The following is a 22,717-nucleotide window of genomic DNA, read 5'->3' as shown; positions in this document are numbered from 1 at the left end:
TGTCGCTCGTTTTATCGGGAGTTCAGATGCGTTTCGATTTCACCTGATCGTTTCCGACCGCCAGCGGCTCTGAGATCATGCGCCGGCCAGCAAGGCGGCGGCGGTCCGCTCATCGGTGATGAGGCCGTTGACCAGCCGCCGGTTGACGGCGGCGAAGATGCCCGGCAGCTTGCGGTCGCCCATGGCAAGCGCGATCACCAGCGACTTTTCGCGCGACGGCAGCGGCGCTGACGAGACCCGGTCGTTGGTGATGCCTTCGATCATGCGGCCGTCGCGATCGAACACCCAGCCGACGATCTCGGCAACGCCGCCGGCCTTCTGCAGCGCCTTCAATTCACCCTCCGAAATGAAGCCGTCCTCGTAAAGCGGCGCCTTCGGGCCGAGATCGCCGATGCCGACAAAGGTGACGTCGGCCTCGGCCGCAAGCGCCAGGGTCGGCTGGATCATCGGCTGGCTGAGCAGCATCTCGCGCTCTTCGGGCGAGGAAGCGATGACCGGCAAAGGCATCGGAAACGAGCGCGCCTTGACCCTGTCGGCCATGGTGAAGATGACGTTGTAGAAGGCCGCCGAACCGTCTGGCGAGATATTGCCGGTCAGCGACACCACCTTGTGCTGCGGGCATTCCATCGGCGGCAGCTGCTCGATCGCGGCCTTCAGCGTGCGGCCGGTGCCGATCGCCATGACGATCGGTGTGGGCGACCGCAGCCGCCGTTCGATCTCCGCCGCCGCCGCCTCCGCGACCCCGATGACGGTGGAGGACGAAGAAGGGTCGCTCGGCACCACCTCGACCAGATCAAGCGCAAAGCGCGATTTCAGCCGTGCCGCAAGGTCGAGGCAATTGGCGATCGGATGGTCGACGCGCACCTTGATCAACCCTTCGGAGACTGCAAGCGACACCAGCCGCTGCGCCGTCTGCCGGGAGATGCCAAGCGTGGCGGCGATCTGGTCCTGGGTGTTGCCGGCAACGTAATAGAGCCAGCCGGCGCGCGCCGCGTCGTCCAGCCTGTTGCCGCCGCTATCCTGCCGCGAATTCAAGGTCCTGCCTCCCAGCCCGCCGAGCATAAGAGGCGGAGCACCATAGTTTCGCAGGGAATGAGGTCGTGCGCAATTGCCTATTGTACGAGCAATTGCTTAAGGTCCGGACTTGGTGGCTCGAACGAAGTGACGGGGTCGACCTAGTCTCGTCGCAACAGCAAGGCTGTCGAGGTCGCACCAATCTCGGTTCCAAAGCGCGACGTGTTCGATCGGCCTCATGCGACGCGCTTTAGATTCTTTTTTATGCATGTCGTTATCACAAAACCGCTGCACACTTTTGCGCGACATGCATTAGCGGGGACGCGGCGGTTTATCTCCCGAGCTAAACGCTTTAAGGGATTCTGGAGAATGGAGCCTCGCATGACGCCGAAAGCGGTTTTCTGGGATATGGACGGCACGCTGGTCGACAGCGAGCCGCTGCACGAGGCGGCGCTGGTTGCGGCGCTGCACAGCGTTGGCATCGCCCCGCCAACCGACCTGCATGAGCGCGTGCTCGGCATCGCCGCATGGCCGGTCTACGAGATGCTGCGCGACGAGTTCGGCCTCGACCTGCCTTTCGACGACTGGATCGTACGCAAATACGATCACTATCTGCCGATGGCGCAAACGCTGACGCCACGCAGCGGCGCGATCGAGATTTTCAACGAGCTGCGCGCGCTTGGCGTGGAGCAGGCGGTGGTGTCCAATTCCGACCGGCTGATCGTCGACGCCAATCTGCGCGCGGTCGGCCTTTTCTACCCCGGAATGAAGACCATCAGCCGCAACGACGTGCGCGAAGGCAAGCCGCATCCCGAGCCATTCCTGCGCGCCGCCTGGCTGGCCGGCGTCGATCCCGCCGAGGCCGTAGCGGTCGACGACAGCATGACCGGCGCCACGGCGGGGCTGGCGGCGGGAATGAAGACGGTCTTCTGGCCGGAGGCGCCGATGGAAGGGCCGCCGGGCGCGATTGTCATCAACAGCGCCGACGAATTGCGAGCCCATCTGGGACTTTAAAGCTTTAACGGGCGCTCAGTTCCGGTAGGCAGGCTCCTGCTCGTCGAGGATCGCCTTCAGTTCGGAGAGGTGGCGTTCGGCCTGGCCCGGATAATCTTCCTGTTCCCTTGCCGCTTTCTCGGCGATCTCGTCCGACAATACCCGCAGCGGCCGGCCGGTCCACAGCGCCTTGATGTAGGTTTCGGCGGCGCGCTCGAAATAGAACATGCGGTTGAAGGTGTCGGCAACGCTGTCGCCGATGACCAGCACGCCATGGTTGCCCATCACCATGACCTTGACCTTCGGGTCGACAAGAAGCTGCGAGCAGCGCTCGCCTTCTTCCTCGAAGGCCAGCCCGCCGTAATGCCCGTCGACGACATGGCGGTTGAAGAAGATCGCTGAGTTCTGGTCGACCGGCGGCAACGTCGAGTCGGCGAGCGAGGCAAGCACCGTGGCGTGGATCGAGTGGACATGCATGACGCAGCGTGCATGACGCACATTGCGATGGATGGCGCCATGCAGGCCCCATGCCGTCGGGTCAGGTGCATTCGGGCCGGAGAGCGTGTCGGGATCGTTGGCGTCGATCAGCAGCAGGTCGCTCGCTTTGATGCGCGAGAAATGCACCTGATTGGGATTCATCAGGAATTGCGAGCCATCGTCGTTGACCGCCAGCGAGAAATGATTGGCCACCGCCTCGTGCATGTTGAGCCGCGCCGTCCAGCGGAAGGCGCAAGCGAGATCGACACGTTCTTCATAGAACGGCAGGTTGGTCAGCACTTCCTTCTGCAGGCGCGTGATGCTCATCGTAGACCTCCGTGAAAGAGGCGAGGATGCCGCGCGGCGGGAAGACGCGCAACCGGTTTCGTTTGGTGCAGGCGAACGCGATTGCTATGCTGCCGTACTGGCGGCGGCGCCGACCCTTAGGCCGCCATGCTCGACGATAAAATCGATGACCTCCTGCAGCCCCTTGCCGCGCGACAGGTCGGTGAAGCCGAACGGCCGTTTGCCGCGCATGCGGGCAGCGTCGCGTTCCATGACATCGAGATTGACGTTCACATAGGGCGCAAGGTCGCTCTTGTTGATGACCAGGAAATCGGACCGGGTGATCGCCGGTCCGCCCTTGCGCGGAATCTCCTCGCCCTGGCAAACCGAGATGACATAGAGCGTCAGGTCGGCAAGGTCCGGCGAGAAGGTGGCGGCGAGGTTGTCGCCGCCCGATTCGATGAAGATGATGTCGAGATCCGGGAATTTTTTGGTCATTTCGGCAATCGCCTGCAGATTGATCGAGGCGTCCTCGCGGATGGCGGTGTGCGGGCAGCCGCCGGTCTCGACGCCGATGATGCGATCTTCGGGCAGCGCCTGGAGGCGCGCCAGCATCATGGCGTCCTCCTTGGTGTAGATGTCGTTGGTGACGACGGCGATCGAGAACTCGTCGCGCAGCGCCTTGCAGAGCTTTTCGGTGAGCGTCGTCTTGCCGGAGCCGACCGGACCGCCGATGCCGATGCGAAGAGGGCCGTTCGGGGATATCATGCGGGGAACTCCGTGAAGGCAAGGATGGCGAAGCCGAGGCCGATCAGCAGGCACAGCGGCGAATAATAACGCAGATCGAGCCGCGCGAAAGGTTGCTCGGGCGTCAGCCGGCGCCACCACGGCGTGAAGCCGGCAATGCCGCGCGCCAGGAAAACCAGCGCGATGAGCAGCGACGTGGCGGCAAGCCCGGCCTTGGGAAAGGGCGTGGCAAAGATGCCCTCGAGCGCCATCGGCCACAGTGTCGCCAGGCCGAGGCAGGCGGCAACGGCGAAGCTGGCGAAGGGTGCCGGCATTTCATCGACGCCATGAAAGCCGATGACGGCGCGGGCGCAGGAGGCAGCATCCATGCCCGGCCAGATGCCGCCAATAGCCCAATAGACATGCAGCGCGGTGATCAGCAGCAGGACCAGCGAGAGGGCGAAAGCGAGGACGATCATGAGCGGAACAGCCGCGAATACTGGGTCTCGTGCTTCATCGCCGTGATGTCTGAGATAAAAGCGCAGCCGCCGAGATCGTCGAGGGTCGAGTCGGCAGCGCGGGCTGCAGTCGCCAAGGCCAGCGGCTCGAAGCCGGCGAGCAGCGCGGTCGCTCCGGTCTGGCCAACGACACCAAGCCGGATCGCGGCCTGGACGAGGTTGGAAAAGAAGGCCTGCAGGAAGCCGGCCAGCGCATCCCGCAGCATAAATCCGTGGCCGCCGGCGACGGCACCGACGGCGACGCAATAGGCACATTCGGCCGGCAGGCGGTCCAGCACCTGGCACGGCCAGGCCGAGGCCGCCTTCAGGAAGGCGGCGCCCTGCAGCATGGTTTCGGCATGACGCTCGCGCGAGCCGGCTAGGGCCTCGGCGAGCGCAGCGACCTCGACCAGATCGCCGGCTTCGCGCGCCCGGCGCCAGCTTTCGGCAAACAGCACCGCATCGTTCCAGCCGGAACCCATCTCGACCAGCGTTTCCAGCCACGCTGCAAGGTCTTTGCTGTCGGCAACCAGCCCGGCATGCACGGCTTGTTCCAAGCCATGGCTGTAGGAAAAGCCGCCGACCGGGAAGGAAGGCGACAGCCACGCCATCAGCCGCAACAATGCAATGTTGGAAGGCTGGTCAGTCATGGTCATGGTCGTGCGAATGGCTGTGGGAATGCGATTCGCTATGGCTATGAGAATGCGCTTCGGCGTGGCTGTGCGTATGCGCCTCGGCATGAGCATGGCCGTGCCCGCCATGGCCGGAATAAGCGCCGCGCACCGGCTTGAACGGCTCGGAGACGTCGCTCACAATGGCGCCCAATCCCTCCAGCATCGCCTTGATGACATGGTCGCGCAGGATGAGGATGCGCCCAGCTTCGATTGCGGCGGCGAGATGGCGGTTGCCGATGTGCCAGGCAAGCTCGGCCAGATGGACAGGATCGCTGGCCCTGATGTCGTAGAGCGGCTCCGCGGCCGCGATGATCTCGATTTGGCGGCCATCCTCCAGCACCAGCCGGTCACCATGGTTCAACGTCACCGGTTCGGGCAGGTCGACCAGCACCTTGTCGCTACGGGCCGTTTCGATGGCGCGACGGCGCAGATGCCGCTCGTCATGAGCAAGCACTGCGCTGTCATATGGCGTAGTGGTTCCGGCTTCGCCTGCGGCCAGGACGGAGACGGCGCGCGGGAATTTGGTGAAGTCGGTGCGAATATCGAGCTTCATGTAAGACTGCCTTTCGCAAAAAGCCTAGACTATCCGGTCCGCCGCCCCAATGGGGCTCAGACGATCGTGTCGAAGAGCCGCAGGATGAACGATATCTGATAGACGAGCGCGCCGGCGACAAAGGCGATGTGAAAGCGGCGGTCGCGCAGCAGGATCGCAATGACGCAAAGCGCGACGAAAACCGGCGTGCGGATCAGATATTCGATGCCGAAATGGGCGAAATGCTCCGGCCCTTTCAGCAGCGTGTCGATCACGTCGAGCAGATAGGTCGCCGCCAGCAGGCCGAAGAACCAGGCCCGGCGCGAATAAAAGAAATCCTCATAGCTGGTGTAGTCCAGCATCGAATCCGGGAACAGCAGCGCGCAGAGCAGGAACAGCGTGACGGCGTAGAAGATGATGAACAGGTATTTGCCGAAGGTCCAATTCTCGATCTGGAACAGGCCGAACTCCCACCACCAGAAATGCACCAGCATCAGAAGCACCGACGCAACCCAGGCGAGGTGCACGGGATAGAGCCGGTACTGGCCGGGATGCTGGACGATGCGGGCGAGCCCCGACAGCAGCCGTGTGACGCCAAGGCCGATCACCATGCCCAGGACAATGCGGATATGCGGGAAAATGTCGTGGGCGTAAGGGAGTTGCTGGTCCATAGGCCTGGCGCGGCATGTTCTACATCGGTCGTTCTAACGCCTATGGTTCAGAACAGGAAGTAGCGTTGCGCCATCGGCAGCACGGTGGCCGGCTCGCAGGTGAGCAACTCGCCGTCGGCGCGGACCTCGTAGGTTTCGGGGTCGACCTCGACATGCGGCGTGGCGTCGTTGAGCACCATCGAATGCTTGCCGATGCCGCCGCGGGTATTCTCGACCGCCACCATCTGCTTGTCGACGCCGAGCCTGCCGCGCAGGCCGGCGTCGAGCGCGGCTTTCGAAACGAATGTCACCGACGAATTGGTCATCGCCTTGCCATAGGCGCCGAACATCGGCCGATAGTGCATCGGCTGCGGCGTCGGGATCGAGGCGTTGGGATCGCCCATCGGGGCGGCGGCGATCATGCCGCCGATCAGCACCATGTCCGGCTTGACGCCGAAGAACGCCGGATTCCACAGCACGAGATCGGCGCGTTTTCCCACCGCCACCGAGCCAATGTCCTTCGACAGGCCATGCGCGATGGCCGGATTGATGGTGTATTTGGCGATGTAGCGGCGGACGCGGAAATTGTCGTTGTCGCCGGTCTCCTGCGGCAGCGAACCGCGCTGGCGCTTCATCTTGTCGGCGGTCTGCCAGGTGCGGATCGCGACTTCGCCGACGCGGCCCATGGCCTGGCTGTCCGACGAGATGATCGAGAAGGCGCCGATGTCGTGCAGAATGTCTTCGGCGGCGATGGTTTCCTTGCGGATGCGGCTTTCGGCAAAGGCGATATCTTCGGGGATCGACGGCGACAGATGGTGACAGACCATCAGCATGTCGAGGTGTTCGGCCAGCGTGTTGACCGTGTAGGGGCGGGTCGGATTGGTCGAGGACGGAATGACGTTGGGCAGGCCGCAGACCTTGATGATATCAGGTGCGTGGCCGCCGCCGGCGCCTTCGGTGTGGAAGGCATGGATGGTGCGGCCCTTGATCGCCGCCACCGTGTTTTCGACGAAGCCGGACTCGTTCAGCGTGTCGGTGTGGATCATGACCTGCACGTCGTAATCGTCGGCGACCGACAGGCAGCAGTCGATTGCAGCCGGTGTCGTGCCCCAGTCCTCATGCAGCTTCAGCGAGCAGGCGCCGGCGAGCACCATCTCCTCGAGCGCGGCAGGCAGCGACGCGTTGCCCTTGCCCGACAGGCCGATATTCATCGGGAACGCATCGAAAGACTGGATCATGCGTGCCAGATGCCACGGGCCAGGCGTGCAGGTGGTGGCCAGCGTACCGTGCGCCGGGCCGGTGCCGCCGCCGAGCATGGTGGTGATGCCCGACATCAGCGCTTCCTCGATCTGCTGCGGGCAGATGAAGTGGATATGCGCGTCGAAGCCGCCGGCGGTCAGGATCTTGCCCTCGCCGGCGATGATCTCGGTGCCGGGGCCGATGATGATGGTGACGCCGCCTTGAGTATCCGGATTGCCGGCCTTGCCGATCGCGGCGATACGGCCGTCCCTGAGGCCGATATCTGCCTTGACGATACCGGCGGTGGCATCGACGACCAGCGCATTGGTGATGACGGTGTCGACCGCGCCTTGCGCGCGCGAAACCTGGCTCTGGCCCATGCCATCGCGGATGACCTTGCCGCCGCCGAATTTCACCTCCTCACCGTAAAGGGTGAGATCCTTTTCGACCTCGATGAACAGTTCGGTGTCGGCGAGCCGGACCTTGTCGCCAACGGTCGGGCCGTACATCTGCGCATAGGCGGCGCGGGTGATTTTAGCCATCAGCAATTGCTCCCGAAATACAGCCCGAAAATACCGCTTGTCGAAGCCGGGACCCACATTGCCGCCATCCTATGGTCACGCAATGACCCGCTGAGCGACACTTTCCGATCCCATTTGGCGGTTGAGGTGGGCGGGCCACCCCAAAACGACCATTTGCCAATCGATGGAAAGGAACATCCATGCGCAAAACGACCCTTTTGGCAGCCGCCGCCACGCTGGTGCTCGCAACCGCCGCCAGCGCCCAGCAACAGCCTGCGCAGCAGCCCAGTCCGGCGCCGGCCGCTCCTGCTCCTGCCGCGCCCGGGGCGCAGCCGCAGGCGCCCACCATTCAGGCGATCAATGTCGTCGATATCAAGGATCTGCCGGCGGATACTCAAGCCAAGGTCAACGAGGTGATCGCTAAGCGCAGCGATGCCGATTTGCAGAAGCTGCGCGGCTCGATCGACGCGACACCGGAGGTCAAGTCCGCGCTCGAAGCGAAAGGACTCACCTCGGCGCAGGTGATCGCCGCCAGCATGAGCACCAATGGCGCGCTGACGCTGATCACCAAGAAAGCCAGCTGACGAGGCGAGGCGGCGGGCCGGCGCCCGGTCAGCCCGCCGCATCGCAAAGGGAACCTTCACAGGGGAAGTTACGTTTCGGTCCTGTCGCCCTGACACAAGCCTCGAAAAGGAGCCTGAGAACGAGCGATGGCGATCACCACCTTCTCCGACACCAGATGGCTGCATGGGATTGCTGCGACCGCGTTTCTGGCAGCCAGCATTCCGCACGCCGCGCTGAACGCGCAGAGCCTCGATAGTGCCGAGACCGTCAACCGGATCGTCGGCTCGGAGGTCGGCCAGGAAGAGACCAAGACAAATGCGGAAGCCGGCAAGGTCAGCTCGGCGATCGACCGCACGCGTGAAAACATCGCTGTCGTGCGCAAGACGTCCAAGCTCGACAAGGTCGATATCGTGTTTCTTACCGACGCCGCGCGCACCGAAGGCGGCCCGCCGCCGGCGATCGAAAACAAGGTCAGGCAACATCGGGACGACATTGCCGAGCTGCGCAAGGAGATCGAGGCGAACGCATTGCTGTTCAACGCCATCGACTCGCGGAGAGTGCAAACCGAGGACGTTCTGGCGGTGGAATTCGACGATCCGGGAAAGGTCGTCATCTATGCGGCGGCCAAGCCGCCCGGCTGAGCCGAAACTGCTCGACGCCTTCGATCTCACAGCTTGCCCATGATCTTCTGCTGAAATCCGTAGACCTCGCGCTTGCCGCCGAACGGCACCAGGGTAACGTCACGCTCCTGCCCCGGCTCGAAGCGCATGGCGGTGCCGGCAGCGATGTCGAGGCGCATGCCGCGGGCCTGGTCGCGATCGAATCTCAGCCCTTCATTGGTCTCGAAGAAATGATAATGGCTGCCGACCTGGATCGGCCGATCGCCGCTGTTGGCTACCTTCAAGGTGACGGTCGCCAGACCCTTGTTCAGCTCTATCTCGCCGCTTGCCGTGATGATTTCACCTGGGATCATTGCGGCCCTCACAGGACGCCGAAAGCAAGGCCGGCGCCAATCGTGGCACAGGCGGCCCCGGCGACGCGGGCAAGTCCGCGGAAGCGCCAGCCGAGGTTGAAACCGGCAGTGATGCCGACGGCGTGGAGCAGCGCGGTGGCGGCGGCAAAGCCCGCCATGTAGCCGAGCCCACCCGCATTTTCGGGCACCTCGGTGCCGTGGGCATAGCCGTGGAACAACGCGAACAGGCCGATGACGGCGACGCCGGCCGAGACCGGAAGGTCGACGGCGAGCGCAACCAGCAGCCCGAGCACCACGACGGACGCCAATATGGCCGGCTCGACGAAAGCCATCGGCACATGCAGGATGCCGAGCGCGCCGCCGGCCAGCATGATGCCGACGAAAGCCAGCGGCCATGCCCAGATCGCTTTGTCGCCCTTGAGTGCTGCCCACAGGCCGACGGCAATCATCACCGTCATGTGATCGAGGCCGGAGAGCGGGTGGGTGAAGCCGGCGGTGAAGGACGAAACCGTGCCGTCGCCGACATGGGCATAGGCTGGCCCAGCTGCCGCCAGCAGCAGGACCGCCGACAGCGTTGTGCGTTTCATCGTAGCGGGGATCATCGGCGTACCTTCCATCTTCGAGATCATCATGCCTCTCACGCGGCCTTGCGGGCCGGGCCGCAGCCCTCTGCCTTGAGAATGCGCTGGGTCGAGGCCGGATATTTCTTCAGCATCGCTGCCGGACGGATCGGGCGGGCCGAGAAGTTGCCGCCACAATTCGGACAGGCGCCGCCGAGCACGTTTTGGGCGCAGTCCGCGCAGAAGGTGCATTCGAAGGTGCAGATCACCGCATCTGTCGCATCGGGCGGCAGATCCTTGTCGCAGCATTCGCAGTTGGGACGCAGCTCAAGCATTTTCCTCTCCTCGCCTTTGGTGATTATCTGATCGGTTCGTGCACGGTCACCAGCTTGGTGCCGTCGGGAAACGTCGCCTCGACCTGCACATCGTGGATCATTTCGGCAATGCCTTCCATCACCTGCGCCCGGGTCACGACATGGGCGCCGGCCTCCATCAGCTCGGCGACCGCGCGCCCGTCGCGGGCACCCTCGACGACGAAATCGGTGATCAGCGCGATCGCTTCCGGGTGGTTGAGCTTGACGCCGCGTTCGAGCCGCTTGCGGGCCACGATCGCCGCCATGGCGATCAGCAGCTTGTCTTTCTCCCTCGGCGTCAGATTCATGCTTTTTCCTGCAGTGGCATAATCGAAATCAGAGTGACCATAATTTGGGCAGGCCCGCCCGCCCGTTGAGCAATTCGACAAGCGGCACCAGCCGCTTGCGGAGCTGGTAGCCGTCCTCGGCGAACAGCCTCGCAAGAAGCTTGCCAGATTTCCGCACACTCCAGAAACTGACGCCGCCCTGGCCGCCGACCATGCCCCGGGCCGGCTCGAGCAAAGCCTCTGCCCGCGGCGACACCATCAGCAGCGTCGCCACGGCGATGCCGCCACCGGCCACAGCCGTACGGTTCAAGGTGGCCGCAATGTCGGGCCCGATGCGGAACTCCTCGGCATGGACCAGCGCTCCGTCCTGGCGAACGCGCCAGCGGTCGTGGAAATAGCCTTGCGCTGCCCGTTCGCCCATGGCCAGGCGGCCGAAGACAGTAGCCTCCAGGATCAGCGCCTCGGCTCCGGCGGCAAGCTCCACGTCAAGCGTGCGGGCAAAGACCGAGCGGTCGAAGACGATGGTTTCCTGCGGCAGCCAGGCAATGTGGCCGCCTTCGCCGACGGTCAGTTGCACCCGCACTTCGGCGCGATCGGATGCGGCGCGGTAGATTTTCTCGCAGGCCTGCGTTGTTATGGTTGCTGAGGCGCCGGCACCGACATCGACCTGCCAGGCGAGACGGTCGCCACCGGTCAGCCCACCGGCAGTGTTGATCAGGACAGCTTCGAGCGGATCGGCCGAGACTGCCGGCATGCGGATCTTGGCCGAGCCGTCCTGGTACAGGCGCCGAAGACGCGTGCGGCCTCCGTTCCAGTCGCAGCCAAGCCGCGCGACGCCGGCAACGCGCTGGGCCGGCGGCACCGAGCTCAAGCTATATGCGATCGTATCCACGACACCAACGTTAAGCACTGCGGCGGCTTTGTCGATATATAGCTTGTTGCTTGACAGCGTTTCGGTTTCTATAGAGGGAGCCACCTTGGTACGGTCATCGGCGCCTGGCGGGGGTAAAAGGCGACGATGACGACGTAATCGAGGACAAAAGGGGCGCTGATCAGTTGGCGTCGGGAAACGACAGAGTTGGGGAAGAAACCGAATGGCTGACCAGCTGGCAAACGATATCATCGCCAAGATCAAGGCTCATGCCGAGCCGGGCGGCGAGGAAATCACCACCAGTACCGAACTGACCGCCCTTGGCATCCATTCGCTGGAACTGACGGAAATCATCTTCGATCTCGAGGAAGAGTATGGCATCGAAATCGAGATGAACACGGTCGATGCCTGGAGCAATCTGAAGAATGTCGGCGACATGGTCGAGGCGGTTCGCGCGCTGATCGCGAAAAAAGCCTGACTGAATGCACAAGCGCATCGTCATCACGGGCATCGGCGGATTATGCGGCCTCGGCACCAACGCACCAGCAATCTGGAACGAGATGCGCACCGGCCGTTCGGCAATCGGTGCGATCGTCAATTCCGAGCTGTATGACCTCAAGGTCAGGGTCGGCTGCGAAATCAAAACGCTTCCCGATCACGGCATCGACCGCAAGCAGGTCGTGTCGATGGACCGCTTCAGCCTTCTGGCGACGATCGCCGCGCGGGAGGCGGCACAGCAGGCGGGATTGAACCTGCACGCGGCCAACACCTATCGGATGGGCACCATCGTCGGCGTCGGCGTCTGCGGCTGGGAGGCAATCGAAGAGAGCTATCGCGCCATCCTGCTCGAAGGCAAGAACCGCGCCGGCATCTTCACCGTGCCGAAAGTAATGCCGGGCGCGGCCGCCGGCCACGTCAGCATGAATCTTGGTCTGCGCGGGCCGGTATTCGGCATCACCTCTGCCTGTTCGTCATCCAACCACGCCATTGCCTCGGCGGTCGACCAGATCAGGCTCGGCCGTGCCGACGTCATGGTCGCCGGCGGCACCGATGCGCCGCTGGTCTGGGGCATCCTCAAGGGCTGGGAGGCCCTGCGGGTATTGTCGCCGGACACCTGCCGGCCGTTTTCGGCCGATCGCCAAGGCCTTGTGCTCGGCGAGGGTGCGGGCATGGTGGTGCTGGAAACCTATGAGCATGCCATGACGCGCGGCGCCGCCATCCTTGCCGAAATCGCCGGCGTCGGCCTTTCCGCCGACGCCTCCGACATCGTTGCGCCGACCATCGAAGGGCCGGAGGCGGCGATGCGCTTCTGCCTCGTCGATGCCGGGCTCAATCCGGAAGACGTCGACTATCTCAACGCGCATGGCACCGGCACCAAGGCCAACGACCAGATCGAGACGGCGGCGATCAAGCGTGTCTTCGGCGGCCATGCCTACAAGCTTTCTATCTCCTCGACCAAATCGATGCACGCCCACTGTCTCGGCGCGTCCGGCGCGCTGGAAATGATCGCCTGCGTGATGGCGATCCGCGACGGCATCGTGCCGCCGACCGCCAACTATCGGGAAGCCGACGCCGACTGCGATCTCGACATCACGCCGAACGTGGCGCGCGAGCGCGCGGTGCGCACCGCGATCAGCAACAGCTTCGCCTTCGGCGGCACCAATGCGGTGCTGGCGGTCAAGGCCGTCTGACCGCGCCCCTTTCGGGGCCGGTGAAACTTTCCATGCGCATATTGATCGCGCCAAGCGTCGCGCCTAACTCTCTGCGACCCGCCATGACCGCGCCGTTCGGGGCGCCCCCCGACCAGGAGTTTCGATGACCGATCTGTCCGCGTTTCCGATCGCCAGGCGCTGGCCGGCGAGCCACCCCGACCGCATTCAGCTTTATTCGTTTCCGACGCCCAACGGGGTGAAGATATCGATCGCGCTGGAGGAACTTGGCCTGCCGTACGAGCCGCATGCCGTCGACATCGGCAAGAACGAGAGCTGGACCTCGGAATTCCTGTCTTTGAACCCGAACGGCAAGATACCGGCGATGATCGATCCGGACGGCCCGGGCGGCAAACCGATCGGCCTGTTCGAATCCGGCGCCATCCTGCTCTACCTCAGCGACAAGACCGGCAAGCTGGTCCCGGCAGACGCAACGCTGCGTTACGAGACGATCCAGTGGGTGTTCTTCCAGATGGCTTCGATCGGGCCGATGTTCGGCCAAGTCGGTTTCTTCCACAAATTCGCCGGGCGCGAAATCGCCGACAAGCGCCCGCTGGAGCGCTACCGCGATGAATCGCGACGGCTGGTCGGCGTCCTCGAAACGAGGCTCAAGGGCCGCAGCTGGATCATGGGCGACGATTACACCATCGCCGACATTTCGATGCTTGGATGGGTGCGCAATCTGATCGGCTTTTATGAGGCACGGGAACTCGTCGGTTTCGACGATTTCCCCAGCGTCGGCGCATGGCTGGAGCGCGGCCTTGCCCGGCCGGCGGTGCAGAGGGGCCTCACCATTCCGGCCAGAGCCTGATCGAAAGCCAGACTGGCCCGGCTATTTTGCCTTGGTCCGGGGTTTCGAGCCCTTGCCGACTACGGAAGCGGCAAGCGAGGCCGCACCTTTGGCGGTCGCAAGCACGGCACCGGCGGCGACGTTGGCCGTCGTTTTGACGGTGCGCATTGCGCTGCCTGCGATCGATCCTCTGCTGCTTGCCGGCTTTTTGGGCTTGGGTGCAGCGGCTTTGGCCGCGGCAGGCACCACCTTCTTCGGCGCCGCCTTGCCAAAGCTGGGCTTTGCCGCGTCCTTGGAGCGGGCCGCTGCCGGGCCGGCGCTGGTTTTCGCTCGCGTTGCTTTTGATCGTGTTGCCCTGCCCTTGGCGGGCGCAGGCTTTCTTGCCATGGTTTCCATCGAACTGTTCCCTCATGCGGCACGATTGCCGTGTCCGGGATAACGGCCTGAAAGTGTTAAGGTTCCGGCCGAACAGTCCTTACAGATCAGGCCTGTTCACCAACCACCAGGTCGGCGGGCCGCCGACGGGCAAGCACGCGATCGATGTTCGGCATGTCGTTGGAAGCAATCCAGGCGCGCGCGTCCTCGTCGGACCGGCCGTGCTCGTGCCATCGCTCCAGCAGTCGGCGCTCGAGGTCGGCGCGCGGCACATCGACAAAGATCGAGAAGTCGAACAGCGGCGCCAGCCGCGTCCATGGCTCTTCGTCGAGCAGCAGATAATTGCCTTCGACCAGGATGAATTTGGTGTCGGCGGCGATGATCGCAGCGGCGGCGCGCGACAGCTCCATGCTGCGGTCGAAGACCGGGATCGCGATATCCGGCTCGCCGGCGCGGATGCGCTTGAGCAGCGTTTCGAAGCCGGCAAAATCAAAGGTTTCCGGGGCACCTTTTCGTTGGCGAAGGCCGCGTCGCTCGAGCACGACATCATCGTAATGGAAGCCATCCATCGGCACGACTTCTGCCGTGCCTTCCGGCAGCAGGTCGTGCAAGCCTGCCGACAATGTCGATTTGCCGGCGCCGGGCGGACCGGCAATGGCAACGATGAAGCGCGGTGCCTTGCCGGCGCGCTTGAAGATGGCAGCAGCAATATGGGCGATCTCGGACATTGGAGCCTTTCTGGCTGAGTGTTTTCGATCTTGGCGACAATTCGCGGGAATTTCAAACCCGAGATTAGTTTCCTCGCTCAGGGATTTTGACCGTCCGTCGGCAAATCGCAAAGCTTTGAGATTGCCCGAAACGATCGTCCCTTTCGTCATCCTGGGGCGGAGCAAGGAGCGAAGCGACGCAGCGCAGACCCCGGGATCCATGCCGTGACATCAGGGCGCCTCAGCGGCGCAGAATTCTGTTCCGCCGCATTCCTCGACGACGGTCGCGGCATGGATCCCAGGGTCTCCGCGACGTCGCTTCGCTCCTGCTCCGCCCTGGGATGACGAAGGTGGGGAGGCGAGCTCTCAAGCTGGGGCCGACCTGCCGATCCGCAGGAAGTCGCTGTCGAAGCCAATGTCGCGCACGGCGCCGTCGGCGGCCAGGATGCGCATGCGGCCCGGTAAGCTCGCGACGTCGCGCGGCGGCTCGCCGGACGGCCACGGCAGTGCGCCGATGACATGGCGGAACGAAAAGCTGCGCCCTTCAGAAAGCGCAAAGGCGGTCGCCACGCCTTCGCGCTTCAGCCAGTTGTCGCCGAGCGATGCGGCGTGGCCGACAGCGGTGCGGCCATCCTCGATGCCGAGCACGCCGCGATGGCGGCCGCTCCATGGCGCATAATCGCGCCCGCCATTGCTGACCCACAGCATGGTCACCGGCAGTTCGGCTGGGTTCTTCAGCACCAGCACCAGATCGGCTTCCGCCTGGCGCGCCAGCGCGGTCCAGCCCGGCCCGCCATGATCGGCCTCGACCAGCGTCACGAAGTCCTCACGCTGCTGGTCCATGCGATAGCCGGTCAGGTCGATCGTGCCGCCGCCGGCGGCGGGAAAGCGCGTCAGGTCGGCTGTCCGCGCCGGGTAGGCGAGCAAAGAGCGGCCGCGGGCGGGATCGGGCTCCGGCGCCTCGTTCGGCGTTGCGGCAAAGCGCTTCGCCGAGAAAGCCAGCCTGCCGCCGGCCGTCATTACCGTCATCGGGTGGTGGGCGACGGGAATGGCGCCGGCGCCGCCGGAAAAGACGTGCTCCTGATAGAGAAACGGATGATCGTCGCGCAAGGTCAGGATCTTGTCGACGGTCGAGCCCATGACCGGACGCTGCAGACGGAAGACGGCGCGCCAGCCATCGGCCATTGCTGCGCTGTCGACGACGTCCCAGCGACTATTGGCCGGCCAGCCATGCAAAGGTGCCGCTTCGACGTCGCTGGTCGAGAACGGCGCGCAGAGGAAATCGCCGGACAGGTGGACCGTCCCTTCAGGCAGATCTTTCGGCAGCGTCTCGCGCGGCTCTTCGACCCAGGGTGCGCGATGCAGCGGCTTCAGCCGACGGCCGTCGATCTCGATCGCCATGTCGGCGAGATGGCCGACGGCAAGATCAACCGATACCGAAATCCCCTTTGCCGTAATCGTGACCGTATCCATATGCACCTACCGATTCTGCCAGCCCGATTCTGGCGGCCCGATTCTGCCGGCGCCAGCAAAGCCCACTCGCCGCCCGTTGCGCAAGCGCGGTGGCCGGCAATTCGCATCGGACGGCTTGGCACAGCCGCCACGTCGGCCTGTGGACAGGGCACCATTCCAGGGTTCCGACGATATTAACCAAATGGACTGTGCCTTTGCGTTAAGATAGCTTCGCCTCGTCTCAGAAACAGCCTGCCTTCGGAACTGACTTGTCCGCCTTCCGGTTCTTTTCGCTCATCCACAACTACGTCGCCATGCTGGCGCTGCTGCTGCTTGCTGCCGGCTGTACGACGGTGACGCCGCCCGACAGCGTGCTGGCGGTGCCGGCGCCGCCGCAGAAATATGCCGCGATGGTCATCGATGCCGGCACCGGCAAGACGCTGTTCGAGGTCAATTCGACGGCGCCGCGTTATCCGGCGTCGCTGACCAAGATGATGACGCTGTACCTTCTGTTCGAGGCGCTGGACCAGGGCCGTATCAGCAAGGAGACGCAAATTCCGGTGTCGGACAACGCCGCCCGGCAGCCGCCGACCAAGCTGCGGTTCAGGCGCGGCGAGACCATCGACGTCGATTCGGCGATCCGCGCCATCGTCGTCAAATCGGCCAATGACGTGGCGGTCGCCGTTGCCGAATATCTCGGCGGCAGCGAAGAGGCGTTCGCCGGCATGATGACCGCCAAGGCGCGCCAGATCGGCATGAGCAGCACGGTATTCCGCAACGCCTCGGGCCTGCCGGACGGCGACCAGCACACGAGCGCGCGCGACATGGCGGTGCTCGGCATGGCGCTGCACGCCCGCTTCCCGCAGCATTTCCACTATTTCTCCGAAAGCGACTTCATGTTTCGCGGCAGGCTGGTGCGCGGCCACAACGACATGCTCGGCCGGGTGCGCGGCGTCGACGGCATCAAGACCGGCTACATCCGGGCTTCCGGCTTCAACATCGTTACCTCCTATGATGCGGACGGGCGCAGGCTGATCATCGTGGTGATGGGCGCCGACAGCGCGCGCCAGCGCAACGACCACGTCGAAGCGCTGATCCAGCGCAGCCTGTCGACGGCATCGGCGGCAAAGACGCGGCTGCTGTACGCCGAGGAGCAGTGACGGCTGACGTCCGGCGGGCGGCGGATCAGGGCGCTCATCAAGCGACAAACGCAGAGCCGCCGTTTTGCGCGACACTGCTGAGATACTTTGCTGGCGGCTTGCCAAGCGCTTTCTTGAACATGGTGATGAAGGCGGTGACCGATTCATAGCCGAGATCGGCCGAAACCTGCTGCACGCTGGCGCCGGAGGCCAGCTCCCGCATTGCGACGATCAGGTGCAATTGCTGGCGCCAACGCCCGAAGGTCAGCCCTGTTTCCATGACCACGAGACGTGCGAGACTGCTCTCGCTGAGCGCGACGCGATTGGCCCATTCCGCCAGGGTGCTGCGATCGGCAGGATCGTCCGCCAGCGCCGCGGCAATGCGCCTCAAGCGCGGCTCGGACGAGATCGGCAAATGCAGCTGCTGGACAGGCATGCGCGGCAGTTCGGCGAGCAGTACCCTGGTCAAGAGTTCGCTCCTGGCGTCACCATCCTCACCGCGATCCGCCAGCTCGATGATCAGCTCGCGCAGCAACGGCGAGATCGACAGCGTGCAGCACCGGGCCGGCAGTTCGGCAGCTCCCGGCTCGATATAGACGAAGAAAATCCGGGCATTGGCGGTCGCGATATTGCTGTGCTCCATGCGGCCCGGAATCCACACCGCGCAATGGGGCGGCACCATCCACAGCCCGCTGGGGACGCGACATGTGACGCCACCGCCGAGCGCGAAGACGAGTTGCCCTTTGCGGTGGTGGTGGTCCGGCACCTCTGCCCTGGTTTCGGTAACGTCAACGCGCACGGCGATTGCCGAGGCGAGGACATCATCCGGATCGAAAGGCCAGGGGTAGCGGAGAGGCTGTCTCATATTGACTGATTTTAGCGATCAACTGCCAAGATATCTAAACTACTCAAACAGGAAAGTCGATAGTTTAGGGCCTTGAGTAACTCAGAAGACGACAGGGCGGGCTTCCAGATAGTCATACCCTGCTTGCGTTCTGAACGTCGGACCAACAAGCCCGGCGCACGAAAACGGGCTGGGCGTCCGCCACGCAGCAAGAAAGGACGATACCAATGCTCGGCTTAATCACATCTTCCGATAGCGCCACCGGGTTGAAGCTCGCCGAGCTTGGCGAGCCCGAGCCCGCCCCGGACGAGGCGCTGGTCTCGGTCCGGGCAGTCTCGCTGAACCGCGGCGAACTGCGCCTGCTCAACATCCGTCCGAACGGCTGGGTGCCTGGCCAGGACGTTGCCGGAATTGTCGAGCGTGCTGCGGCCGATGGCTCCGGGCCGCCCATCGGCGCCCGGGTTGCGGCTTTGGTCGACGAGGCCGGGTGGGCCGAAAATGTCGCCGTTCCAACAGACCATCTCGCCGTCCTGCCGGACGATGTCAGCTTCGTCTCCGCCGCCACCGTTCCGGTTGCAGGCACGACCGCGCTGCGGACCCTGCGCCACGGCGGCGACCTGGCCGGCCGGCGGGTCCTGATTACCGGCGCAAGCGGCGCGGTCGGCCGTTTCCAGATCCAGATCGCCCGCCAGCAGGGCGCGTCGGTGACAGCGGTCGCCGCCGCCCGGCATGCCGAAGATCTCCGCGGCCTGGGAGCCGAGCGGGTCGTCGAAACGATCGGGTTGACGGACGGGCTGTTCTCGCTGATTACCGAATCGGTCGGCGGCGATAGCCTCGCCCGCGCGATCGAACGGGTCGCGCCCGGCGGGACCGTCGTCATGTTCGGCTCGAGCAGCGGCGAACTCACGCCTATCGGGTTCCGCCAGTTCGTTCCGGGTCACGAAGGCGCGCGGCTGCAGACCTTCGCCTACTACGCTTCCGGTCCGGAGGTTGGCGCCGACATCGGCTCGCTGCTCGCGCTGATCGCAGCCGGCCGGCTAGAAACGCGTGTGGTCCTGACCGTGCCGTGGCGGGACGTCGGCCAGGCCCTGGACGCGCTGCGACAGCGCAGCATCAGCGGCAAGGCCGTGCTTACCATGATGCAATGAGCAGGCGGCGACCGCCGGACGGGACAGTGTCTGCCTCCCCGGGGCTGCTACGGCAACTTGAGCTCGCCCGCGATTGCCCGTTGAAGCCGGCGCCTGCTTCCGCTAAGAAGCCGTGGCTGGCCGGTTTACCGGCTGGTTCGTTTTTGGGATCACCGATCCTGAAGGCACCCGTAGCTCAGCTGGATAGAGCGCTGCCCTCCGAAGGCAGAGGTCACAGGTTCGAATCCTGTCGGGTGCGCCACACAAATGCAATCGCGCCTGCGTCACTCCGCTGTTTGCCTATCACGGACGCGCCGGAAGATTTCCAGTGCAAGGTGCTCGTGGGCAGCCGAGCGGAACTCTTTGTCCGTCATTACGCGTGAAAAGATTTCCTCGTTGCCTTCCATGCGGTCGATGAAGAGTTCATCCAGCATCCGTTCCAGATAGGATGAGAAGTTGGCGAGGTTGTTGGCCTTCGCGGCTTCAACGATCTTGTCGTCCTCTTCGGCGCTGGCGCGTATCTGATCAAAAAAGAACTGATCAGCCTCAGTGAAGTTCGTGCCGAAGCGCTCGTTCAGTTTCGAAACCAGTGTAGACAGGGCAACTGCTTCCTCGCCAAATCCGCCCGTTCCAACGTCCGTCGGCCCCTTGAGCGGGGCAGCTTCGCCATAACCCAGGTCGATTGAACCTTCCGTCATCTGTTGGAGTCGGAAGAAGCGAAGCGCCACCTCGTCGTCCAGCGCAAAGGCATGGCCATCGCCGGGTGGTGGGAGCTTGGCGATCAGGTTGCGAACAAAGGCGTAGGGCTTTTCAAGCTCGCTGTCCTGATAAGGGATGATCTGGGAGAGGAAGGCATAAAGGTTACGGTACGCGGTCAACTGACCACGAAACTCGTCCTGCTCCGGCGCTTCTTTCTCAAGGAACCGCTGCACCACCGCATCGAGCACTGCATTCATCAGCCGATGGTCGGTTGCGGAATGATCGCGCTTGCCCTGATACCACACCTCAGCAAAGGCATTGACGTCATCCGGCGCAAAGACCGCCCATTCCAATAGCTTGTGCTGCAATTCGGACAAGCGGTGCGGATCGGCGTTCTCGCCGATGGGCGTCGCCTCGTAGTAGGGCTTGAACGCCTTGTAGATGTCGTCTTCCTCGTTGGCGAAATCGAGGACGAAGGTGCGCGCCTTTCCCGGAGCCATTCGGTTGAGACGGGACAGCGTCTGCACCGCCTGCACACCGGCGAGCCGCTTGACGACATACATCGTTTGCAAGAGCGGCTGGTCGAAGCCCGTCTGGTATTTTTCGGCGACCAGAAGCACGCGGTAGTCGTCGCGCTCGAAGGTTTCTGGCAGTTCGCTTTCGGCCAGCCCGTCGTTCATCGAAACTTCGGTGTACGAAGAGCCAGGGTCTTCCGGGTCCTCCACGCTGCCCGAAAAGGCGACCAGCGAGCGGATGCCGGTATACCCCTGATCCTTGATGTAGCGGTCGAAGGCCAGCTTGTATTTTACAGCGGCAAGACGCGAGCCGGTGACGACCATCGCCTTGGCCCGCCCGCCAAGCTCGTGCATGACGTAGAGACGGAAGTGCTCCACGATAACCGAAACCACTTGCTCGATATTGACCGGATGCAGTTCCAGATACCGGGTCAGCGCCTTCGCCGCCTTCTTGCGCGGCACCTCCGGGTCATCCTCCACCTGCTTGATGAGGCCGAAGAAACGCTTGTACGTCGCGTAGTTCAAGAGCACGTCCATGATGAAGCCCTCTTCGATGGCTTGCCGCATGGTGTACTCGTGGAACGGTGATGTGCCGGATGGCCCCGGCTCGTCAAACAGCGTCTTGGTCTTGAATTTCGGTGTGGCGGTGAAGGCAAAGAAGCTGAGGTTCGGCTGCCGCGCGCGTTTCAGCGCATCGCGCAGCATCGCCGCCTTGGCCTCTTCGGAAAGATCGTCGTCCTCTTCGTCCGATATCTGCGCCGCAATCGCGGCTTCAATGCCATCCTTGTTGAGCATCCCTTTGAGCGCGGTCGCGGTCTCGCCGCTTTGCGAGGAATGCGCCTCGTCCACGATCACTGCGAAGCGTTTGCCCGCCGTGTCGATCTTCACCCCCGCACCCTTGCCCTCCAGCGTGGAGAGTGCCTGCGCGATGTAAGGGAACTTCTGGATCGTGGTGATGACGATCGGCGTGCCCTCTGACAAGGCGCGAACAAGCTGTTGAGTGTCCTCGTCGATCTTCTCGACCACGCCGGTCTTATGCTCGAACTGGTAGATGGTGTTCTGCAATTGCTGATCGAGCACGCGCCTGTCGGTGACGACCACCACCGAATGAAACACCTTCTGGTCATTGGTGTCGTGCAGGCTCGCCAGCCGGTGGGCCAGCCATGCGATGGAGTTGGACTTTCCCGATCCCGCCGAGTGCTGGACGAGATAGTTGCGCCCGGAGCCATTCTCGCGCGCATGGGCCACGAGTTTACGCACCGCATCAAGCTGGTGGTAGCGCGGGAAGACCATCGTTTCCTTGCGGATGGTGCGCACGCCTTTGTCGGTCTTGACCTGCCGTTCCTTCACTTCCAGGTGCATGAAGCGTTGCAGGATGTCGATCAGGCTGTCGGTCTGTAGCACCTCGTCCCAGAGGTAGTGGGTTTTCCAGTTTCCTTCGACAGGCGGGTTGCCCGCGCCGTGATTATCGCCCCGGTTGAAGGGCAGGAAGACGGATTCTTTACCCTTGAGGCGTGTGGTCATCCACACCTCATCAGGATCCACCGCGAAATGTACAAGCGCGCGTTTCTTGAAGGCGAACAGCAAATCGCGCTCGTCGCGCTCGTCGCAATATTGGCGCACCGCATCCGCCGCGCGCTGGCCCGTCAGTTGGTTTTTAAGTTCCGCCGTGGCCACGGGGAGGCCGTTCACACTGAGTGTTACGTCGATGATGCAGCGCCGGTTCTTGCCATCAGCCTTTTTCATCGCAGAGGTGAAGGCCACTTGCCGCGTGATGGTCAGCCGGTTGCTGGCATAACTCTCCGCTGCCTCCGGGTTCATCCCTGAGTTCGGGCGAAAATAGGCCAGCCGGAAGGTCTTGCCGTAGCATTTGAAGCCGTGGCGCAGGACATGCAGCGTGCCCTTGATGTCGAGTTCCTTGGCGAGGCTGTCGAGCACGGTCGCTTCTGTCTTGGGCCCCAGCAGGGCTTCAAGCTGCCCCCACTTCGCCGGCTGACTGTCTTGCAGGAAGCCGGTCACGTCCTCCGGGAACAGAGCCAGCGACTCGTGGTAGGTGGTCGGAGCGCGCTTGGCGTAGCCGCCCGCGCCGATCAGTCCGGCCTCAATGGCTGTCTCGAAATCGTGTTCGGTGTGGCCGGGCATGA

The 22,717-nt window shown here is 63.7% G+C and carries 27 protein-coding genes and 1 tRNA gene; 10 read left to right on the top strand and 18 right to left on the bottom strand.

All coding sequences use genetic code 11. The annotated features are described in order from the left end of the window. Window positions 1–75: 75 nt before the first annotated feature. Window positions 76–1,035 carry a sugar-binding transcriptional regulator gene (locus NKI01_RS12015; RefSeq protein ID WP_023722533.1) on the bottom strand — a complete coding sequence of 320 codons (960 nt, stop codon included), beginning with the start codon at window positions 1,033–1,035 and terminating at the stop codon, window positions 76–78. Window positions 1,036–1,395: 360 nt separating this feature from the next. Between NKI01_RS12015 and NKI01_RS12010 the strand changes: the two genes are divergently transcribed. Continuing rightward, entirely contained in the window at window positions 1,396–2,028 is a 633-nt protein-coding gene (locus tag NKI01_RS12010; RefSeq protein ID WP_352481508.1) for an HAD family hydrolase, read from the top strand. Between the two features lie 15 nt (window positions 2,029–2,043). On the opposite strand, the gene NKI01_RS12005 is transcribed toward NKI01_RS12010, so the two are convergent. From NKI01_RS12005 to ureC, 7 genes are all read right to left on the bottom strand, one after another. After that, window positions 2,044–2,811 (bottom strand): class II aldolase and adducin N-terminal domain-containing protein, encoded by a 768-nt coding sequence (locus NKI01_RS12005; protein WP_352481507.1) that lies wholly within the window; start codon window positions 2,809–2,811, stop codon window positions 2,044–2,046. 84 nt (window positions 2,812–2,895) lie between these two features. Further along, window positions 2,896–3,537 (bottom strand): urease accessory protein UreG, encoded by a 642-nt coding sequence (gene ureG / locus NKI01_RS12000; RefSeq protein ID WP_352481506.1) that lies wholly within the window; start codon window positions 3,535–3,537, stop codon window positions 2,896–2,898. Continuing rightward, window positions 3,534–3,974: a DUF3995 domain-containing protein gene (locus NKI01_RS11995; RefSeq protein WP_352481505.1), complete on the bottom strand. Its 441-nt coding sequence runs from the start codon at window positions 3,972–3,974 to the stop codon at window positions 3,534–3,536. Before NKI01_RS11995 ends, ureG begins: the two co-directional genes overlap by 4 nt. After that, a complete protein-coding gene (locus NKI01_RS11990; RefSeq protein WP_352481504.1) occupies window positions 3,971–4,642 on the bottom strand; it encodes an urease accessory protein UreF in 672 nt (223 codons plus the stop codon). Before NKI01_RS11990 ends, NKI01_RS11995 begins: the two co-directional genes overlap by 4 nt. Next, complete coding sequence (ureE, locus tag NKI01_RS11985; RefSeq protein WP_352481503.1) at window positions 4,635–5,219, bottom strand: urease accessory protein UreE; 585 nt, start codon at window positions 5,217–5,219, stop codon at window positions 4,635–4,637. Before ureE ends, NKI01_RS11990 begins: the two co-directional genes overlap by 8 nt. A 56-nt stretch (window positions 5,220–5,275) precedes the next feature. Then, a complete protein-coding gene (locus tag NKI01_RS11980) occupies window positions 5,276–5,869 on the bottom strand; it encodes a hypothetical protein (RefSeq protein WP_352481502.1) in 594 nt (197 codons plus the stop codon). Window positions 5,870–5,916: 47 nt separating this feature from the next. Continuing rightward, window positions 5,917–7,629 carry an urease subunit alpha gene (ureC, locus tag NKI01_RS11975; protein ID WP_502895920.1) on the bottom strand — a complete coding sequence of 571 codons (1,713 nt, stop codon included), beginning with the start codon at window positions 7,627–7,629 and terminating at the stop codon, window positions 5,917–5,919. 179 nt (window positions 7,630–7,808) lie between these two features. On the opposite strand from ureC, the gene NKI01_RS11970 reads away from it, so the two are divergent. Both NKI01_RS11970 and NKI01_RS11965 read left to right on the top strand, forming a co-directional pair. Then, the gene (locus tag NKI01_RS11970) at window positions 7,809–8,192 is read left to right on the top strand and encodes a hypothetical protein (RefSeq protein WP_023722543.1); all 384 of its coding nucleotides are present in this window, start codon (window positions 7,809–7,811) and stop codon (window positions 8,190–8,192) included. 126 nt (window positions 8,193–8,318) lie between these two features. Next, entirely contained in the window at window positions 8,319–8,813 is a 495-nt protein-coding gene (locus tag NKI01_RS11965; protein WP_023722544.1) for a hypothetical protein, read from the top strand. Between the two features lie 26 nt (window positions 8,814–8,839). Here the strand turns inward: NKI01_RS11965 and NKI01_RS11960 are convergent, their stop codons facing one another. The 5 genes from NKI01_RS11960 to NKI01_RS11940 are packed head-to-tail and all read right to left on the bottom strand — an operon-like array spanning window position 8,840 to window position 11,237. Further along, a complete protein-coding gene (locus tag NKI01_RS11960; RefSeq protein WP_023722545.1) occupies window positions 8,840–9,145 on the bottom strand; it encodes an urease subunit beta in 306 nt (101 codons plus the stop codon). Window positions 9,146–9,153: 8 nt separating this feature from the next. Continuing rightward, window positions 9,154–9,747, bottom strand: a complete 594-nt coding sequence (locus NKI01_RS11955; RefSeq protein WP_031195187.1) for a HupE/UreJ family protein — start codon at window positions 9,745–9,747, stop codon at window positions 9,154–9,156. 35 nt (window positions 9,748–9,782) lie between these two features. After that, entirely contained in the window at window positions 9,783–10,040 is a 258-nt protein-coding gene (locus tag NKI01_RS11950; RefSeq protein ID WP_023722547.1) for a DUF1272 domain-containing protein, read from the bottom strand. Between the two features lie 23 nt (window positions 10,041–10,063). Beyond that, window positions 10,064–10,366, bottom strand: coding sequence for an urease subunit gamma (locus NKI01_RS11945; protein ID WP_023677011.1), 303 nt, complete (start codon window positions 10,364–10,366; stop codon window positions 10,064–10,066). A 28-nt stretch (window positions 10,367–10,394) separates the two neighbouring features. Continuing rightward, window positions 10,395–11,237 carry an urease accessory protein UreD gene (locus tag NKI01_RS11940; RefSeq protein WP_502897820.1) on the bottom strand — a complete coding sequence of 281 codons (843 nt, stop codon included), beginning with the start codon at window positions 11,235–11,237 and terminating at the stop codon, window positions 10,395–10,397. Between the two features lie 202 nt (window positions 11,238–11,439). Here NKI01_RS11940 and NKI01_RS11935 point away from each other — a divergent pair, with 202 nt between their 5' ends. From NKI01_RS11935 to NKI01_RS11925, 3 genes are all read left to right on the top strand, one after another. Next, on the top strand, window positions 11,440–11,694 hold the full coding sequence (locus NKI01_RS11935) for an acyl carrier protein (RefSeq protein ID WP_023677013.1): 255 nt from the start codon (window positions 11,440–11,442) through the stop codon (window positions 11,692–11,694). Between the two features lie 4 nt (window positions 11,695–11,698). Next, window positions 11,699–12,907, top strand: coding sequence for a beta-ketoacyl-[acyl-carrier-protein] synthase family protein (locus NKI01_RS11930; protein ID WP_352963272.1), 1,209 nt, complete (start codon window positions 11,699–11,701; stop codon window positions 12,905–12,907). 124 nt (window positions 12,908–13,031) lie between these two features. Beyond that, window positions 13,032–13,736 (top strand): glutathione S-transferase family protein, encoded by a 705-nt coding sequence (locus NKI01_RS11925; RefSeq protein ID WP_352963271.1) that lies wholly within the window; start codon window positions 13,032–13,034, stop codon window positions 13,734–13,736. A 21-nt stretch (window positions 13,737–13,757) separates the two neighbouring features. On the opposite strand, the gene NKI01_RS11920 is transcribed toward NKI01_RS11925, so the two are convergent. Further along, a complete protein-coding gene (locus tag NKI01_RS11920; RefSeq protein ID WP_352481498.1) occupies window positions 13,758–13,883 on the bottom strand; it encodes a hypothetical protein in 126 nt (41 codons plus the stop codon). On the opposite strand from NKI01_RS11920, the gene NKI01_RS11915 reads away from it, so the two are divergent. Continuing rightward, entirely contained in the window at window positions 13,876–14,154 is a 279-nt protein-coding gene (locus NKI01_RS11915) for a hypothetical protein (protein WP_352963269.1), read from the top strand. The genes NKI01_RS11920 and NKI01_RS11915 overlap by 8 nt on opposite strands. A 43-nt stretch (window positions 14,155–14,197) precedes the next feature. Here NKI01_RS11915 and NKI01_RS11910 read toward each other — a convergent pair whose 3' ends face one another. Further along, a complete protein-coding gene (locus NKI01_RS11910; protein WP_352495059.1) occupies window positions 14,198–14,818 on the bottom strand; it encodes a nucleoside triphosphate hydrolase in 621 nt (206 codons plus the stop codon). A gap of 345 nt (window positions 14,819–15,163) precedes the next feature. Continuing rightward, entirely contained in the window at window positions 15,164–16,270 is a 1,107-nt protein-coding gene (locus NKI01_RS11905) for a hypothetical protein (RefSeq protein WP_352963268.1), read from the bottom strand. Between the two features lie 248 nt (window positions 16,271–16,518). Here NKI01_RS11905 and NKI01_RS11900 point away from each other — a divergent pair, with 248 nt between their 5' ends. Further along, complete coding sequence (locus NKI01_RS11900) at window positions 16,519–17,409, top strand: D-alanyl-D-alanine carboxypeptidase family protein (RefSeq protein ID WP_502896337.1); 891 nt, start codon at window positions 16,519–16,521, stop codon at window positions 17,407–17,409. 37 nt (window positions 17,410–17,446) lie between these two features. Here NKI01_RS11900 and NKI01_RS11895 read toward each other — a convergent pair whose 3' ends face one another. After that, complete coding sequence (locus NKI01_RS11895) at window positions 17,447–18,253, bottom strand: AraC family transcriptional regulator (protein ID WP_352963265.1); 807 nt, start codon at window positions 18,251–18,253, stop codon at window positions 17,447–17,449. 206 nt (window positions 18,254–18,459) lie between these two features. Between NKI01_RS11895 and NKI01_RS11890 the strand changes: the two genes are divergently transcribed. Both NKI01_RS11890 and NKI01_RS11885 read left to right on the top strand, forming a co-directional pair. Further along, window positions 18,460–19,380 (top strand): zinc-binding dehydrogenase, encoded by a 921-nt coding sequence (locus NKI01_RS11890; RefSeq protein ID WP_352963263.1) that lies wholly within the window; start codon window positions 18,460–18,462, stop codon window positions 19,378–19,380. 164 nt (window positions 19,381–19,544) lie between these two features. Then, window positions 19,545–19,621 (top strand) — tRNA-Arg (locus NKI01_RS11885). Window positions 19,622–19,643: 22 nt separating this feature from the next. Here the strand turns inward: NKI01_RS11885 and NKI01_RS11880 are convergent. After that, complete coding sequence (locus NKI01_RS11880; protein ID WP_352963261.1) at window positions 19,644–22,715, bottom strand: type I restriction endonuclease subunit R; 3,072 nt, start codon at window positions 22,713–22,715, stop codon at window positions 19,644–19,646. Window positions 22,716–22,717 lie beyond the last annotated feature (2 nt).

The sequence above is a fragment of the Mesorhizobium sp. M0815 genome, assembly GCF_040319995.1.
In the GTDB taxonomy this organism is placed as follows: Bacteria; Pseudomonadota; Alphaproteobacteria; order Rhizobiales; family Rhizobiaceae; genus Mesorhizobium.
The sequence above is the reverse complement of the archived record's forward strand: the minus strand, read 5'-3'. Positions and strand labels throughout refer to the sequence as shown.

Excerpts from the sequence above, each read along its gene's own strand:
- NKI01_RS12010 (WP_352481508.1), top strand. The coding sequence starts at position 1,396 with ATGACGCCGAAAGCGGTTTTCTGGGATATGGACGGCACGCTGGTCGAC.
- NKI01_RS12005 (WP_352481507.1), bottom strand. The coding sequence starts at position 2,811 with ATGAGCATCACGCGCCTGCAGAAGGAAGTGCTGACCAACCTGCCGTTC.
- ureG (WP_352481506.1), bottom strand. The coding sequence starts at position 3,537 with ATGATATCCCCGAACGGCCCTCTTCGCATCGGCATCGGCGGTCCGGTC.
- NKI01_RS11995 (WP_352481505.1), bottom strand. The coding sequence starts at position 3,974 with ATGATCGTCCTCGCTTTCGCCCTCTCGCTGGTCCTGCTGCTGATCACC.
- NKI01_RS11990 (WP_352481504.1), bottom strand. The coding sequence starts at position 4,642 with ATGACTGACCAGCCTTCCAACATTGCATTGTTGCGGCTGATGGCGTGG.
- ureE (WP_352481503.1), bottom strand. The coding sequence starts at position 5,219 with ATGAAGCTCGATATTCGCACCGACTTCACCAAATTCCCGCGCGCCGTC.
- NKI01_RS11980 (WP_352481502.1), bottom strand. The coding sequence starts at position 5,869 with ATGGACCAGCAACTCCCTTACGCCCACGACATTTTCCCGCATATCCGC.
- ureC (WP_502895920.1), bottom strand. The coding sequence starts at position 7,629 with ATGGCTAAAATCACCCGCGCCGCCTATGCGCAGATGTACGGCCCGACC.
- NKI01_RS11970 (WP_023722543.1), top strand. The coding sequence starts at position 7,809 with ATGCGCAAAACGACCCTTTTGGCAGCCGCCGCCACGCTGGTGCTCGCA.
- NKI01_RS11965 (WP_023722544.1), top strand. The coding sequence starts at position 8,319 with ATGGCGATCACCACCTTCTCCGACACCAGATGGCTGCATGGGATTGCT.
- NKI01_RS11960 (WP_023722545.1), bottom strand. The coding sequence starts at position 9,145 with ATGATCCCAGGTGAAATCATCACGGCAAGCGGCGAGATAGAGCTGAAC.
- NKI01_RS11955 (WP_031195187.1), bottom strand. The coding sequence starts at position 9,747 with ATGATCCCCGCTACGATGAAACGCACAACGCTGTCGGCGGTCCTGCTG.
- NKI01_RS11950 (WP_023722547.1), bottom strand. The coding sequence starts at position 10,040 with ATGCTTGAGCTGCGTCCCAACTGCGAATGCTGCGACAAGGATCTGCCG.
- NKI01_RS11945 (WP_023677011.1), bottom strand. The coding sequence starts at position 10,366 with ATGAATCTGACGCCGAGGGAGAAAGACAAGCTGCTGATCGCCATGGCG.
- NKI01_RS11935 (WP_023677013.1), top strand. The coding sequence starts at position 11,440 with ATGGCTGACCAGCTGGCAAACGATATCATCGCCAAGATCAAGGCTCAT.
- NKI01_RS11930 (WP_352963272.1), top strand. The coding sequence starts at position 11,699 with ATGCACAAGCGCATCGTCATCACGGGCATCGGCGGATTATGCGGCCTC.
- NKI01_RS11925 (WP_352963271.1), top strand. The coding sequence starts at position 13,032 with ATGACCGATCTGTCCGCGTTTCCGATCGCCAGGCGCTGGCCGGCGAGC.
- NKI01_RS11920 (WP_352481498.1), bottom strand. The coding sequence starts at position 13,883 with ATGCGCACCGTCAAAACGACGGCCAACGTCGCCGCCGGTGCCGTGCTT.
- NKI01_RS11910 (WP_352495059.1), bottom strand. The coding sequence starts at position 14,818 with ATGTCCGAGATCGCCCATATTGCTGCTGCCATCTTCAAGCGCGCCGGC.
- NKI01_RS11905 (WP_352963268.1), bottom strand. The coding sequence starts at position 16,270 with ATGGATACGGTCACGATTACGGCAAAGGGGATTTCGGTATCGGTTGAT.
- NKI01_RS11895 (WP_352963265.1), bottom strand. The coding sequence starts at position 18,253 with ATGAGACAGCCTCTCCGCTACCCCTGGCCTTTCGATCCGGATGATGTC.
- NKI01_RS11890 (WP_352963263.1), top strand. The coding sequence starts at position 18,460 with ATGCTCGGCTTAATCACATCTTCCGATAGCGCCACCGGGTTGAAGCTC.
- NKI01_RS11880 (WP_352963261.1), bottom strand. The coding sequence starts at position 22,715 with ATGCCCGGCCACACCGAACACGATTTCGAGACAGCCATTGAGGCCGGA.